The organism is Orbaceae bacterium lpD01 (assembly GCA_036251705.1).
Classification (GTDB): Bacteria; Pseudomonadota; Gammaproteobacteria; order Enterobacterales; family Orbaceae; genus Utexia; species Utexia brackfieldae.
On the sequence record CP133959.1, the window covers coordinates 672,681 to 687,582 of the forward strand.

Annotated in this window: 12 protein-coding genes; 8 read left to right on the top strand and 4 right to left on the bottom strand. The window is 42.6% G+C overall.

The window, feature by feature from the left end; all coding sequences use genetic code 11:
• The first annotated feature begins 159 nt into the window (after positions 1-159).
• The 7 genes from hldE (at position 160) to ispH (ending at position 9,356) form a co-directional block, all read left to right on the top strand.
• Positions 160-1,587, top strand: coding sequence for a bifunctional D-glycero-beta-D-manno-heptose-7-phosphate kinase/D-glycero-beta-D-manno-heptose 1-phosphate adenylyltransferase HldE (hldE, locus tag RHO15_03060; GenBank protein ID WVD64505.1), 1,428 nt, complete (start codon positions 160-162; stop codon positions 1,585-1,587).
• A 130-nt stretch (positions 1,588-1,717) separates the two neighbouring features.
• A complete protein-coding gene (yjeH, locus tag RHO15_03065) occupies positions 1,718-2,959 on the top strand; it encodes an L-methionine/branched-chain amino acid transporter (GenBank protein ID WVD64506.1) in 1,242 nt (413 codons plus the stop codon).
• Between the two features lie 84 nt (positions 2,960-3,043).
• Positions 3,044-3,700 carry a GTP cyclohydrolase I FolE gene (folE, locus tag RHO15_03070; GenBank protein WVD64507.1) on the top strand — a complete coding sequence of 219 codons (657 nt, stop codon included), beginning with the start codon at positions 3,044-3,046 and terminating at the stop codon, positions 3,698-3,700.
• A 202-nt stretch (positions 3,701-3,902) separates the two neighbouring features.
• Entirely contained in the window at positions 3,903-4,835 is a 933-nt protein-coding gene (gene ribF / locus RHO15_03075; GenBank protein ID WVD64508.1) for a bifunctional riboflavin kinase/FAD synthetase, read from the top strand.
• A 246-nt stretch (positions 4,836-5,081) separates the two neighbouring features.
• On the top strand, positions 5,082-7,883 hold the full coding sequence (gene ileS / locus RHO15_03080) for an isoleucine--tRNA ligase (GenBank protein WVD64509.1): 2,802 nt from the start codon (positions 5,082-5,084) through the stop codon (positions 7,881-7,883).
• 27 nt (positions 7,884-7,910) lie between these two features.
• Positions 7,911-8,393 (top strand): signal peptidase II, encoded by a 483-nt coding sequence (lspA, locus tag RHO15_03085; protein WVD64510.1) that lies wholly within the window; start codon positions 7,911-7,913, stop codon positions 8,391-8,393.
• Positions 8,394-8,402: 9 nt separating this feature from the next.
• Positions 8,403-9,356, top strand: coding sequence for a 4-hydroxy-3-methylbut-2-enyl diphosphate reductase (gene ispH, locus RHO15_03090; protein WVD64511.1), 954 nt, complete (start codon positions 8,403-8,405; stop codon positions 9,354-9,356).
• On the opposite strand, the gene RHO15_03095 is transcribed toward ispH, so the two are convergent.
• On the bottom strand, positions 9,357-9,611 hold the full coding sequence (locus RHO15_03095; GenBank protein WVD64512.1) for a YfhL family 4Fe-4S dicluster ferredoxin: 255 nt from the start codon (positions 9,609-9,611) through the stop codon (positions 9,357-9,359).
• A 397-nt stretch (positions 9,612-10,008) separates the two neighbouring features.
• On the opposite strand from RHO15_03095, the gene tadA reads away from it, so the two are divergent.
• On the top strand, positions 10,009-10,506 hold the full coding sequence (gene tadA / locus RHO15_03100) for a tRNA adenosine(34) deaminase TadA (protein ID WVD64964.1): 498 nt from the start codon (positions 10,009-10,011) through the stop codon (positions 10,504-10,506).
• Between the two features lie 19 nt (positions 10,507-10,525).
• Here tadA and mltF read toward each other — a convergent pair whose 3' ends face one another.
• From mltF to RHO15_03115, 3 genes are all read right to left on the bottom strand, one after another.
• Entirely contained in the window at positions 10,526-12,061 is a 1,536-nt protein-coding gene (gene mltF / locus RHO15_03105; GenBank protein ID WVD64513.1) for a membrane-bound lytic murein transglycosylase MltF, read from the bottom strand.
• A 221-nt stretch (positions 12,062-12,282) separates the two neighbouring features.
• On the bottom strand, positions 12,283-13,038 hold the full coding sequence (locus tag RHO15_03110; GenBank protein WVD64514.1) for a MipA/OmpV family protein: 756 nt from the start codon (positions 13,036-13,038) through the stop codon (positions 12,283-12,285).
• An 89-nt stretch (positions 13,039-13,127) separates the two neighbouring features.
• Positions 13,128-14,585, bottom strand: a complete 1,458-nt coding sequence (locus tag RHO15_03115; protein ID WVD64515.1) for a hypothetical protein — start codon at positions 14,583-14,585, stop codon at positions 13,128-13,130.
• Between the last annotated feature and the right edge of the window lie 317 nt (positions 14,586-14,902).

A 14,902-nucleotide genomic window follows, 5' to 3' on the forward strand; every position in this document is an offset into this window, starting at 1 on the left:
GCTCATTTTATTCATCAGTAAGTTGATTAATTGATTATTTTTTTTGACTATCCATCCTCTGAACGTGATGTAGTCGATATATTTCAAATTATCTCATTATGTTAGACTGACGCGCAATAATGACGATGATAACATTGTTTAAAATAAGAGGCTTTATCTGTGAAGACTGAATTACCTGATTATACTCAATCCAACGTGCTAGTGGTGGGTGATATTATGTTGGATCGTTATTGGTATGGTTCAACAACCCGTATCTCTCCTGAAGCACCCGTGCCGATAGTAAAAATTGACGCGTTAGAAGAGAGACCTGGTGGTGCGGCCAATGTGGCGATGAATGTGACATCCCTAGGCGGTAATGTCCGCTTAATCGGTTTAACGGGTACTGATGAAGTCGCCAATATTCTTGACCAACAGCTGGTTAAACAGAAAGTGGATTGCGATTTTGTTGCTTTACCGACGCATCCCACTATCACTAAACTCAGAATCTTGTCTCGACATCAACAGCTGATTCGCCTCGATTTTGAAGAGGCTTTCACTCAGGTTGATCCTGAGCCCTTACTCGATAAATTGAAACGGGCATTACATACCTCACAAGTCGTCATTCTGTCTGATTACGCAAAAGGCGTACTTAATCATGTTCAGGATATGATTAAGCTCGCTAAGCAAGCGAATGTACCGGTTTTAATTGATCCCAAAGGGACTGATTTTGAACGGTACCGCGGCGCGACTATCTTAACCCCAAATATGTCAGAGTTCGAAGCCGTCGTTGGCCATTGTCCAACAGAAGAAGAAATTATCAGTAAAGGATGTGCGCTTATTACGCGTTATGATTTACAGGCGCTATTAATCACACGTTCTGAAAAAGGGATGACGCTATTACAGCTTGATAAAGCGCCGCTCTATTTACCCACTCAAGCCAAAGAAGTTTATGATGTGACGGGCGCAGGCGACACGGTTATTGCGACCTTAGCTACCTCTTTAGCTGCCGGTGCCGGTTTAGAAGAGGCGTGTTTTTTAGCTAATGCTGCCGCCGGTGTCGTGGTCGGCAAATTAGGGACCTCCACGGTATCACAGGTTGAGCTACAAGACGCGCTTAGAGCTAGAACCCATGATGGCTTTGGTGTGATGACCGAGGATGAGCTGAAAGAAGCGGTACGCACAGCGCGTTTGCGTGGTGAAAAAGTGGTGATGACTAATGGCTGCTTTGATATTTTACATGCCGGCCATGTCTCCTATTTAGCCAACGCGCGTAAACTCGGTAACCGATTGATTGTGGCGGTGAATAGTGATGCCTCAGTAAAAATGCTCAAAGGAGAATCAAGACCGATTAATCCTTTGATTCAACGTATGATTGTATTAGGTGCGCTTGATGCCGTTGATTGGGTGGTGCCTTTCGAGGAAGAGACGCCGCAGCGTCTTATCAGCGAAATTTTACCAGATATTTTAGTTAAGGGTGGCGATTATAAACTTGAGCAGATTGCCGGTGGCGCAGAAGTTATTGCAGCTGGTGGTGAGGTTAAAGTGCTCAATTTTGAAGATGGCTGCTCAACGACGAATATTATTAATGCGATTAAAAAACAGTCATAAATCGTTTGGACTCATCACCAGACTCGGCGTTCATCGCGAGACTGAAAATAAAAAAAGGTGCATGATCCATGCACTTTTTTATTTGTTATGATAAACATCAGATATCATTTTTAACACTGACTATAATAATATGAATGAATTAAAAAAAGCCTTAAATTTATGGCAGGGAATCGGTTTATTATCGACATCATTACTGGGTACTGGCATTTTTGCGGTTCCCGCAATTGTTGCACTATCAGCAGGGAGTGCGGGTTTATGGGCTTGGCCATTATTGCTGTTTTGTGTATTGCCGATAGCCATCTGTTTCGCCAAATTGGGCAAATATTATCCCCATGCCGGTGGTGTCGCTTACTTTATTAGTCGTGCTTTTAATCCTCAGCTTGGTCGAATAACAGGTTGGGTCTTTTTATCGGTCATCCCGTTTGGTTTACCGGCAGCACTCTATATTGCCACCGGATTTTTACATGCACTGTTTTTATTCTCGCCGCATGTCGAATTACTCATCCAGGTGATTACGTTATTACTGATTTGGTGCGTTGGACTCTTTGGTGCGGGCGCTAGCGGCTGGATTCAATCGTTGATTGCGGTGTTAATCATTGGTTTGGTCTTAGTGATCTGTTTTGCCGCTTCTCCACCGGTTCTGGCCGTAACTTGGCCGGCATTATCGGGGGTTTCCTCATCAGTTATTTTATCGGCTTTTGCTGTGATGTTTTGGTGTTTCGTTGGTCTGGAGGCATTTGTTCATCTCGCTTCGGAATTTAAACGTCCTGAACGTGACTTTTCGCCGGCACTATTGATTGGTCTTTTGATTGCCGGTTTTATCTATTGGGCCGCGACGGCGGCCGTGGTTTATTATGCGCCAAGTGATGCGACGGCGACCACCGCTTTACCTAAAATCGTGCAACAACTATTTGGTCAAAAGGCACTGTGGACCTTCTGTATTATTGGTTATTTAGCTTGCTTTGCTTCCATTAATATCTATATGCAAAGTTTCGCACGCTTAATCTGGTCACAAATGTCACTAGATTATCCGCAGAGTATTTTGGCGCGGTTATCAAAACAGCAAAGTCCAATCAATGCCTTATCGCTGGTGATATTACTCTGCCTGTGTTCATTAACTTTATTACATTTTTTAAATATTCCCTTGGGTCATCTATTGGCCTATGCCAATGGCGTATTTGTATTAATTTACTTACTGGCTATGCTCTCGGCGATCAAATTACTCAAACACACCTCAAAATTACTGGCTATCTTGAGTGCTTTCATTTGTCTCGGATTATTAGTCGTGATTGGTTATAAGAGTTTGTATGCCTTATTTATTTTTACCGTATTATGGATGTTGACACTAAAAAAATCACGTGCACAAAAATAATTGAGCGATAGATTGAAAAACAGTTTTGTTTCATGCTAATTCAGCGTAAATTAATCACAAAAATCATTCCTTAAGTGAGAGACAATGACGGCATTAAGTAACGAAGCCCTGATAGTGAAAGCGGCACTGGAAGAGAAGGGTCTTGAGACGCCACTCAAACGCGTTCCTTTGACGATGCATGAGCGTAAAGAGAAAATAAAACAGCATTTCACTGAGATTATGCAGTTAATGGAACTCGATTTGAGTGACGATAGCTTATGTGAAACACCACATCGTATTGCGAAAATGTATGTGGATGAAATTTTCTCTGGTTTAAATTACGAAAATTTTCCTAAAATTACCTTAATCGAAAATAAGATGCAGTTTGATGAGATGGTGACTGTACGTGATATCACCTTAACCAGTATTTGTGAACATCACTTTGTCACCATTGATGGTAAAGCGACCGTCTCTTATATTCCCAAAGATTATGTGATTGGTTTATCTAAAATTAATCGTATTGTTGAATTTTTCTCTCAGCGCCCCCAAATACAAGAGCGGCTCACGCAACAAATTTTAGTGGCTTTACAGACGTTACTGGACACTAAACATGTCGCGGTCTCTATTGATGCGGTGCACTACTGTGTGAAAGCGCGCGGTATTAAGGACGCAACCAGCATGACCACCACCACGGCATTAGGGGGTGGTTTTAAAACTAACCCAAGTACGCGGCAAGAGTTTTTGCGTTCGATTAAGCATTAATGTTATGTTGAATCGGTGACTAGCGGTCTGATTAGATTGACGGCCGATGATTGGTTAAATGTAAGTCGGGGATTTTTTATCAACGGCTCGCATCATCGAAAATGACTGAATGCGTAAAGACATGCTATCTGCCTCTACAACAATGGCTAACATCCTGATATAATCAGCCAATTAATTCGTTATGTGTATAACCTGATATTTGATGAAAATTATCCGCGGTATTGCTAATCTTCATGCTCAGTTTGCCCAGTGTGTTTTGACTATGGGTAACTTTGATGGTGTTCATTTAGGACACCGTTCGCTATTGGCTCGATTACGTGAAGTGGGGCGTCAATATGATTTACCGACGGTTGTGATGATTTTTGAACCCCAGCCATTGGAGTTTTTTTCACCGGATCGTGCGCCGGCGCGTCTAACCTCTTTTCAGGAAAAATATCATCAGTTCTGTCAGTTAGGGATCGATTACTTACTCTGTATTCCCTTTAATGAGCATGTTGGCTCACTTTCAGCGACCCTGTTTGTCCAAGAGTGGTTAGTGAAACAGCTTGGCGCTCAGTATGTGATTGTAGGCGACGACTTTGCTTTTGGTGCCCGGCGACAAGGCAATAAGCAGCTGCTTGATCATTACGCGCAGCAAGGCTGTTTTCGGTTTGAAAGTTTACAGGCCTTTGAATATCAAAGTCTGCGAGTGAGTAGCACCGCGATTCGTGATGCTTTAGCACAAGCTGATTTTGTGTTAGCTGAAAAGTTATTGGGTCGACCTTATGCTATTTGTGGCAAAGTGATCCATGGTAATGCGTTAGCACGTCAGCTAGGTTTTCCAACTGCGAATGTGCATCTGCAGCGTAACAAAGCGGCTTTGCAGGGCGTCTTTGCTGTAGAGGTGATACGTATTGCAACGGGTTTAACTTATCACGGCATCGCCAATATCGGTATAAAGCCGACGGTTGAGGGTAAGAAAACCACGCTGGAAGTGAATATTTTTGAGTTTAATCAGGATATTTATGGTGAAGATTTGCAGGTGCTCTTTCGACAAAAAATACGCGATGAGCAAAAGTTTACTTCACTCGATGCACTGCAAAAACAAATTGCACAAGATGTTTGCATCGCAAGAGAGATTAAGGCAAAATTCTAATCATCATTTGATCGTTTCGTCGTTTAATCATCAACTCTATTGAACAGACGAAAGCCGTACAAGTACGGCTAAAAGTAGTTAATTTATACCTAGCTTATTCTGTTTTTTAAGCACTATAGATAAGGTGTCTGACGCGCTTGTCAGCTGCTGATAATCATCTATTTTGCAAAACAATCGCCGCTTAGAGCTGCATGGTTTTGCATTTTAACATTGTATGTAATATTTAAGATAACTGGAACAACAAGCATGACAGACTATAAAAATACCTTAAACCTGCCTGAAACAGGTTTTCCGATGCGCGGCGATCTGGCAAAGCGAGAGCCGGCAATGTTACAAAATTGGTATGATAAAGAGTTATATCGTCATATTCGTAATGCGAAGAAAGGCAAAAAATCCTTTATCCTACATGATGGTCCTCCCTATGCGAATGGTAGCCTTCATATCGGTCATGCTGTAAATAAAATTATTAAAGATATTATTATCAAGTCTAAAACCCTCATGGATTACGACTCGCCGTATATTCCTGGCTGGGATTGTCACGGTTTACCGATTGAATTAAAAGTGGAAGAGCAGGTTGGTAAGCCTGGGGAACAGGTGACAGCGGCTGATTTTCGCCAGATTTGCCGTGACTATGCCGGTACCCAAATCGAACAGCAGAAGAAAGATTTTATTCGTATGGGTGTGATGGGGGATTGGCAAAATCCTTACCGTACAATGGACTATTCGACTGAAGCCAATATTATTCGTGCATTAGGTAAAGTTATCGGTAATGGCCATTTATTAAAAGGCGCCAAACCGGTGCATTGGTGTACGGCTTGTGGCTCCTCTTTAGCGGAAGCTGAAGTAGAATATTATGATAAAACGTCGCCGGCGATTGATGTCAAATTTAAAGCGGTAGATCCGAAAGCGGTGATGTCACGATTTGGTGTACACACTGATTTACCGATTTATGCAGTCATCTGGACGACAACGCCGTGGACCTTACCGGCCAGCCGAGGTATTGCTTTAAATGCTGAATTTGACTATCAGCTGATCGCGGTCAATCAACATGAGTGCCTTATTTTAGCCGCTGATCTGGTTGAAGCGGTGATGAAACGTGCCGATATCAGTGACTGGACGGTTTTAGGAAGCTGTAAAGGGAGCGATTTAGAGCTGCTGCGCTTTGCGCATCCGTTTCTGGCTTTTGATGAGCCGATTGTCTTAGGTGACCATGTGACGCTCGATGCTGGTACCGGCGCCGTACATACTGCGCCAGGCCATGGCCCGGAAGACTTTTTAGTCGGACAAAAATATCAGTTAGAAGTAGCCAATCCGGTCAATAGCAAAGGTCATTTTGTGGATGGTACGGGCGCAGGTTTAGATGGCCTGTTTGTGTTTAAAGCTAATGATGTGATTGTTGAACTATTGCAAGAGAAAGGTGCATTACTGCATGTTGAAAAATTACAGCACAGTTATCCATGCTGCTGGCGCCATAAAACGCCGATTATTTTCCGTGCCACCCCACAGTGGTTTATTAGCATGGATCAAAAAGGCTTACGTGCCCAGTCATTAAAAGAGATTAAACAGGTTCGCTGGATCCCTGAATGGGGTCAAGCACGTATCGACACGATGGTCGCAAACCGTCCTGATTGGTGTATCTCGCGTCAACGTACCTGGGGTGTGCCGATGGCACTGTTTGTGCATAAAGATACGCAGGAATTGCATCCAGATACGCTGATGTTGATTGAAAAGGTGGCGCAATTAGTTGAAAAATCAGGGATTCAGGCATGGTGGGATGCCGATATTAAAGATCTTCTCGGTCCAGACGCGGATGACTATATGAAAGTGCCCGATACCTTGGATGTTTGGTTTGACTCAGGTTCAACCTTCTATTCCGTGGTGCAGGCACGTCCAGAATTCAATGGCCATGGTCCTGATCTTTATCTTGAAGGGTCGGATCAGCATCGTGGTTGGTTTATGTCCTCACTGATGCTATCAACTGCTATTGATAATCAAGCCCCTTATAAGCAAGTGCTGACACATGGTTTTGTTGTCGATGGTCAAGGCCGTAAGATGTCTAAATCCATTGGTAATATCGTCACTCCGCAAGAGGTGATGAATAAGCTGGGTGCGGATATTTTACGTTTATGGATTGCGTCAACGGACTACTCTGGGGAAATCGCTTTTTCAGACGAGATCATAAAACGTTCTGCCGATGCTTATCGTCGTATTCGAAATACCGCGCGTTTCTTACTGGCTAACTTAAATGGTTTTGATCCGCAAAAAGATATGGTCGCACCAGAAGATATGGTGGTCCTCGATCGCTGGGCGGTGGGGGCGGCTAAAGCGGCACAAGATGAAATCATTGCGGCTTATGATAACTATGATTTCCATCACGTCGTGCAGCGTCTGATGCAGTTCTGCTCGATTGAAATGGGCTCGTTCTATCTTGATATTATCAAAGATCGTCAATATACCGCGAAAGGGGATAGCCTTGCGCGCCATAGTTGCCAAACGGCCTTATATCATATCGCCCAAGCGCTGGTTCGCTGGATGGCGCCGATTATGTCATTTACTGCTGATGAGATTTGGCAGTACTTACCGGGTGAGCGAAGCGAGTTTGTCTTTACCGAGCAGTTCTACTCAGGTCTGTTTACCTTAGCCGATAATGAGACGATGAGCGACGATTACTGGAAAACAATTTTACGGGTTCGTGGTGAAGTGAATCGTGTGCTTGAACAAGCGCGCAATGATAAAGTGATCGGTGGTTCACTCGAAGCGAATGTGACGCTATACGCGAAACCTGAGCTGGCTGCACAGTTAGGCCAGTTACACAATGAGCTTCGCTTTGTCTTATTGACTTCGCAGGCCAGTGTGGCGCCGTTTGAAAAAGGTGAGCAAGCTATAGCGACCGAGATGAGCGATCTGAAGATCGGTTTTGCAAAAGCGGCCGGTGAAAAATGTCCGCGCTGCTGGCACTATACGGTGGATAATGATCCAACCACGCATCTTTGTCAGCGTTGCCAGACCAATGTCAATGGTCAAGGCGAAACACGTCATTTTGCTTAAGATAAAACAAGGGGCGTTTGCCGTCATATGAATATGGATGTAAAAAAGAAAAACGGCCTATGTTTTTTATGGTTAGCGTTGATTGTCTTTATTGCCGATATCGCCAGCAAGTTTGTCTTGCTGGCCCATTTCCAGTTGTACGAATCGGTGCCGCTGCTCTCTTTCTTCTCCATTACGTATATTCGTAATTATGGTGCAGCATTTGGTTTCTTTTTAGGACAGCGCTGGATTTTGGCAATTATTGCTTTAACTATCAGTCTGTTTATCATTCGCTTTCTCTATAAATCACAGAAAAACGATTATCTCAATAATATCGGTTTTGCACTGGTACTGGGCGGTGCGCTAGGGAATCTATTTGATCGTCTTTATCATGGCTTTGTGGTTGATTTTTTAGATTTTTATCTGGGTAGCTGGCACTATCCTGCCTTTAATCTGGCAGATAGCGCTATCTGTATTGGTGTTATTTTACTGCTGTATAGTAGTTTTAGGCCGACCAAAAAAGCAGACTAAAGGTATCCAATGAAAATTTTGCTTGCAAACCCGCGTGGATTTTGTGCCGGTGTTGATCGTGCCATTAGTATTGTCGAGCGAGCACTGGAGATATTTGGTGCGCCTGTGTATGTTCGCCATGAAGTGGTCCATAACTTATTCGTGGTTAATCGTCTGATTGCTTTGGGTGCACGGTTTATTGAGGAGCTTGATGAAGTGCCGGATGGGGCGGTATTGATATTCTCGGCGCATGGCGTGTCTAAAGCCATTCGGGAAGAAGCCCGGGCCAGACCCCTCAAAGTTTTCGATGCCACCTGCCCTTTGGTGACCAAAGTCCATATGGAAGTGGCGCGTTCTAGTTATCGGGGGGAAGAGGTTATCTTAATTGGTCATGCCGGACATATTGAAGTCGAAGGCACGATGGGCCAATATAGCAATCCTCAGGGGGGTATCTATTTAGTCGAGTCTACCGAAGATGTGCAAACGTTAGTGGTTAAAAATGAGCATAATCTCTGTTTCACCACACAAACGACCCTGTCAGTCGATGATACCAGTGAGATTATTCAAGCTTTAACGACGCGATTCCCGCTGATAAAAGGGCCGCGTAAAAATGATATCTGTTATGCTACCACCAATCGGCAGCAGGCGGTGCGCGGACTGGCGCATGAGGCGGATCTGGTATTGGTGGTGGGTTCAAAAACCTCATCTAACTCAAATCGCCTGGCTGAGCTGGCACGCCGTGCAGGTAAAAAATCTTATCTCATCGATTTTAAATCTGACATTCAGTCAGCATGGCTGGAAGGGGTGAAGGTGGTTGGCGTAACCGCAGGCGCTTCTGCACCTGAGGTCTTAGTCAATGAAGTAGTCGAACACTTAACCTCATTAGGGTGTAATCAGGTTATCGAAATGCAAGGCATTTCAGAAAACGTAATATTTGAAATCCCCAAAGAGTTAAGAGTCAATATTTGTCAGATTGAAGATTGATTATTTCTCAGTTTTTAATTTTTCAAATTTCACTTGTAGTGCTTGCGGTGATTCGATATGTGCCGGATCAAGAATAATCACATTATTGATTGGGCACACGTTTTGGCAAGTTGAATAGCTATAGTATCCCACACATTCCGTGCAGCGATCCGGATCAATCTGGTAAGTTTCAAATCCCATTGAAATAGCATCATTGGGGCATTCAGGTTCACACATATCGCAATTAATGCAGCGATCAGTTATCAGTAAAGCCATAATATTACGGTTTATCCAGGTTATTGAGTTAGGTCTTAATATGTCGTCTATTTTTTCACGCACACTATAGCAGATTTATTGTGCGATGATATCACATAAAATGCAGTCAGCTGCGCAGACTGTATCAGATAAGATGAGATAGGGCATCAAGATAATCATCATATAGCTATGCCAAATCAACTGTCACAAGATGTCTGGTTGTATTAAGGCTAATCTCTGAGACCTCGGCATGGCGAAATAACAAATCACCGTAAGTAAGACTTAAATGAAGCGTTGGCGAGAATAGAGCAAAATAGTTGATTAAACGGTATGTTATTAGCGGTTCTAGGCCAAAGTTGGTTATAATAATCGAATTAACGATATTGAAAATATGATAGTAAAAGAGATAAATGGCGTGATGTTATATTCAGATGAGTATTGGATGACACAAGCACTAGCAAGGGCTTATCAGGCAAAATCCCAAGGTGAAGTGCCGGTGGGAGCCGTATTAGTATTAGATAATCAAATTATTGGCGAGGGTTGGAATCAACCGATTACTCAGCATAATCCGACAGCCCATGCTGAAATGATGGCACTGCGTCAGGGTGGCATTGCATTACAAAATTATCGCCTGATCAATACCACGCTGTATGTCACTTTAGAACCCTGTATGATGTGTGCAGGGGCGATGATTCACAGCCGCATTGCGCGTTTAGTATTTGGTGCTAGTGAACATAAAACCGGCGCCGCAGGTTCATTGATTGATTTACTTGGCTTGCCAGGTATTAATCATCAGGTAGCCGTTACGGGTGGCATTTTGCAGCAAACCTGTGCTGATCTATTAAGTGAATTTTTTCAGCAACGCCGGTTAGCTATCAAGCAGGCCAAACAACAAAAATCGCTGTCTGATAACTAATCGACTCAGTCATCCACATTTAATTTCTGACGGCACGGCGATTGATATTTTTACCTGAGCGGATATTTTTCAATTTGTCATCTATCTGCTTTTGCCGATAGGCTTTCTCTAACTGATAGCCCACTAAACTGACATAGTATTGCTGAATACTATTGACGAAATGCAGCGCCTGATAACCTTTTGCTCGGCCATATTTAAGGTAGGGTTGATATTTATCCAAACTCACCAGCGGGAGAACCTGTTTTAAATCAGTCCAGTTATCTGGATTCTTACCTAAATGTCTGGCCAGACGCCTGACATCAAGTAGATGACCATAGCCCATATTATAGGCCACTAAAGCATGCCAGACGCGCTCCTCTTCCGGCACATTGGTTGAGATACGTTTTACTAAATTACCTAAATATTGGGTGCCACCACGTATGCTCTGCTGAGCATTTAAACGATCGGACACACCGAGATCGTCAGCGGTGTTTTGGGTTAGCATCATGATGCCACGAACCCCGGTTGATGAGGTGGCGTGTGGATTCCAGTGTGACTCTTGATAAGACATCGCTGCGATTAAGCGCCAGTCAAAATGGTACTGCTGAGCATACTCTTTAAAATAAGCTTCAAATTGTGGCAGCGTATTTTCAATAGCACGCAAAAACTGCCGGGTATCGACATAATCAAAGTCATCAATATAACTAAAATAACGATTTTCTAAGCGTTCAATCGTCCCATTTTGCTGTGACTGCTTAATAAATTGATTGATACTACTGAGTAACGAACGATCGGATGATTTGGTAAAATAGAAATGTAATGGTTGTGCTTCATCGGTACTAAACGCAACGGTTAAAGCGGGATAGATTCTACGCATAACGGAAATAGTTAACGCATCAGCAATGGTATAATCAATCTCTTTTGTTGCTACTAATTTTAATAACTCTTCCTGATTAAATACCGCAGATTGTTCCCATTTAAGATGAGTATATTCATTGCTTAATTTTGACAGCATATGACTTTGTGGTGAATTTACCGCGACCAGCAGTTTGCCATTAATGTCATTAAAAGAGTAAGGTTTGATCTGCTCTTTTAAGTAAACCAATTGTTGAACAGCAGAATAGTAGGGCATGCTGGCGATGACTTTCTCTTTATAATTGGTATGACCTTGCAACTCTTCAGCAATCAGATCAATATTATTCTCTTCCAGCTGGGTGAGCAGTTCAGTCAGGGTATCGGCAAACACCACCTTTAAATCAACCTCTTCTAAACGGGCATAACGGCTGAGTAAAGAGTATTCAAAGCCACTTAATTTATTCGGTGCTCGTGAGTTGATATAAAAGGGTGTGAGTGAACGCAACATGCCGATACGCAGTTCGCGACGGAAATGAACTTGTTCTAATTTAGGCTTACTATCAATGAGTGTTTTTAACGCTTGTTTTTGAATGAGTACGGCTTGTTGTAATGCTTGATACTCTATTTGTTGTTGATAGTATTTGATGGCGATATAGCCTAGATATCCTATTAAACAAATAATGATAATACCGCCACAAACTATCGCTCTTTTAAATAACATGCCTGTTTTCTTATCCTCGATAATGGGGCGAATTATAGCAGTTTTATGATTTAGAGAAAAATAGAATTATTGGTGGATCTATTGATATAGCTTTTTAAGGTAAAGTTATCCATTTGATTATATAGATTTTTATGTTTGAATTGTTTGATAAGTGTGCGCACTTTTGATGGCACGGACACTTATCGGATAGCGATTTTTGCCGATTATTTCATCGCGCATGCTTAGAATCGATAGGTTACGCCTGCACCCACGAGTACCGCTGATGAGCGGTCAGTCATTGGACTGTCTTTGATTTGACTACTTAAGTAAGTGTAGCGGGCTAATACAAAAGCTTGCCAGTTCTTACTGAATTTATAATAACTGTTAACCGCGATATAAGGATTGACGCCATTATCTGCATCATATTTGTTCAAACCACTGCGTGCTGATTCGCTATCACTAACGCCATAGTAGTAGTTATTATACTTATGATCTTGCCACTCAAGACCGACTTTGGGTTCGATATAGAGCTGAGCAAAATGCAGACCGTAACCATAACCTAGATCTGCGATCGTCCCTTTGCTATTGCCTGAAACATCTGTCATGACATTGAGATTGATATTCCCCCAGTCCGCACGGTGGCTGTAGCTGGCGCCAGCCATAAAAGAGAGTTTACGGTTGTTGAGTTGCTTGAGCGCATAATCATCGGTGTGTGAGGTTTTGAATCTACCGGGTAGATAGGCAACTTGTAAGGCAACCTGATCCGATTCGGTTTTATAGGCATACAGTCCGGCGGCTGAGCCACGCACAAACAGATAGCCATTATCATAGTTGATAACCGGCAACGGATAGACTTTGGTATCATAACCACGATAAGCCGAGCGATCAACCAATGCACCCGCACCGATGGAAAAACTGCTCGCCTGGGCAAGCTGGCTGATGGCTATGCCACTTAATAGTGTGCAGCTAATCGCCACTGTTTTTTTCATTTTACTCATTATTTCATCCTTATTGAACAGCCATGACTGTTTTTTGTTTTTGATTAACTCAATCTCATTCGCCCTGTCCGGCGAACGGGTTTATGTTTTTATTTTATCAACAGCGATAATAAATTGAATAAGGGGGCTTTTGCCTCACCATTTACCCAGACAATGCCATTTTTGACCTCAAAATTAAGGCCGATATTCTGACCATCATAGTTAAGCATACCATCTAAATTGAGGGCGTTTATCTGCTCAATGTGTTGTTTGATCGCTTGATCTAAACTGGCTTTATCATTGAAAATCTTAAAGGTCAGAAACCACTGGGCGGGGATGATCATTTTTGCTTGCAGATTCATGTTACTGATTTGTTGCAATAGGCCCAGATTGGGTATTAGCGTATTTTGACTCGCGATAACGGGCATCGCACTTAAGGCGATATTAAAGAAACCTTTTTGGCCTTCAATATCGAGTATACTATTTTCTAATTCCAGAGTTGGACTCGAATTGAGTAACTGAGTCAGCATCGCCATGAGCAATGTTTGATCATAAGCGGGGGTTTGAGCATATTGATTGGCCAGCAACTTAAACTGCTTGAAAGCGTTAATATCGATTTTCTCAATATTTAAATTCGCCGCCAGATCGAAATTAACTCGAGTCTGCGTCGCTTTGGCATCGAACAGACCGTGTAACGTAATCTGATTTTTTTGGCTCAATAATAGCTGATCATTGAGCTGCTTTTGCACGTTGATAACAATATCTTTCAGCCACCATGATTCATCTAATTTATCAATCACAACACTGGCCGCGGTCAGTTGTTGGCTACCGGTGTAAGCAAGATTAGCATCAAACTGGTTACTATTTTGTTGAATATTGAGATCAGTCGCAATGACCGCTGCTTCACGACTATTCAGATTTAACCGCGGTATCTGCAGATTGCTACTTAGAGTCTGCATCCTATCACTGGTCTGATAATTAAAAGTGGCGTCGGCAATACTGATTTGCGTCGTCTGTTTTTGTGGATTAATCCACTGATAATTCAAGGGATCCGCTAATTTTACGGCGGCGACTATATCACCTGATGCGGTAAAGTAACCAATCTGAATCAGGTTAAGCTGAGCAGCTAACTGTGATAACGAGGACTGATCAGCATCATCTGAATCATCTGCATCAGTCGGTAATATGGTCGTTTCTGCCGTGAATTTAGCAATATAGTGCTGATTGTTTTCGACCTGATTGTCAGGGGTAATATTATAGAATGTATTGAACTGGCCTGAACCGTTGAGCGCCTGGCTAACCACCAACGCCTGTAGTGTCCCATCAGCTGTCTGGTCTAATTTAACGAGTGCACTTTTAACGGCTGGATAACTGGTGTTCGTTCTGTTAATCAGATTAGTCAGTGATGATTCGATTGATTGGTTAAACATCGCAATCGAGGTGGCCGTGCCAGATTCTGTCATCTCAGTGGGTGCGGCAAGCTCAACTGCCTGAATTGAACTGATAGAGAAACTACTCATCATAAGTGCTATATGAAGAGCAATCTGCTTGAGTGATAAGTGTTTCATCGCCATTCCTTGTCTATTTATTATTATGGTAAGGTGCCTTACCACACATTCCTGCCGCACCAGCCATGCTATCTATTTTATCTAAAATAACCGGTATGATGTTTGGATACCCAATCCGTGGTGGAATATATTTTTACACTAATTTTACCTTAAAGGTGAGTGATATTGCAGCATTAATTTTATCGATAGCAAATTATGCTTAGGATGTACTGATTGCGTTTCGATTGTCCTTTGCGTTACTTGAAAGGACAATCGAGGTAAAGAGAAAAAGCTAAATGACGTCGGTATGTGATTGATTATCGAATAACCCGATAATG

Bases quoted from the DNA above. Each gene is read 5' to 3' on its own strand.
- yjeH (WVD64506.1), top strand. From the start codon at position 1,718: ATGAATGAATTAAAAAAAGCCTTAAATTTATGGCAGGGAATCGGTTTA.
- folE (WVD64507.1), top strand. From the start codon at position 3,044: ATGACGGCATTAAGTAACGAAGCCCTGATAGTGAAAGCGGCACTGGAA.
- ribF (WVD64508.1), top strand. From the start codon at position 3,903: ATGAAAATTATCCGCGGTATTGCTAATCTTCATGCTCAGTTTGCCCAG.
- ileS (WVD64509.1), top strand. From the start codon at position 5,082: ATGACAGACTATAAAAATACCTTAAACCTGCCTGAAACAGGTTTTCCG.
- lspA (WVD64510.1), top strand. From the start codon at position 7,911: ATGAATATGGATGTAAAAAAGAAAAACGGCCTATGTTTTTTATGGTTA.
- ispH (WVD64511.1), top strand. From the start codon at position 8,403: ATGAAAATTTTGCTTGCAAACCCGCGTGGATTTTGTGCCGGTGTTGAT.
- RHO15_03095 (WVD64512.1), bottom strand. From the start codon at position 9,611: ATGGCTTTACTGATAACTGATCGCTGCATTAATTGCGATATGTGTGAA.
- tadA (WVD64964.1), top strand. From the start codon at position 10,009: ATGTTATATTCAGATGAGTATTGGATGACACAAGCACTAGCAAGGGCT.
- mltF (WVD64513.1), bottom strand. From the start codon at position 12,061: ATGTTATTTAAAAGAGCGATAGTTTGTGGCGGTATTATCATTATTTGT.
- RHO15_03110 (WVD64514.1), bottom strand. From the start codon at position 13,038: ATGAGTAAAATGAAAAAAACAGTGGCGATTAGCTGCACACTATTAAGT.
- RHO15_03115 (WVD64515.1), bottom strand. From the start codon at position 14,585: ATGAAACACTTATCACTCAAGCAGATTGCTCTTCATATAGCACTTATG.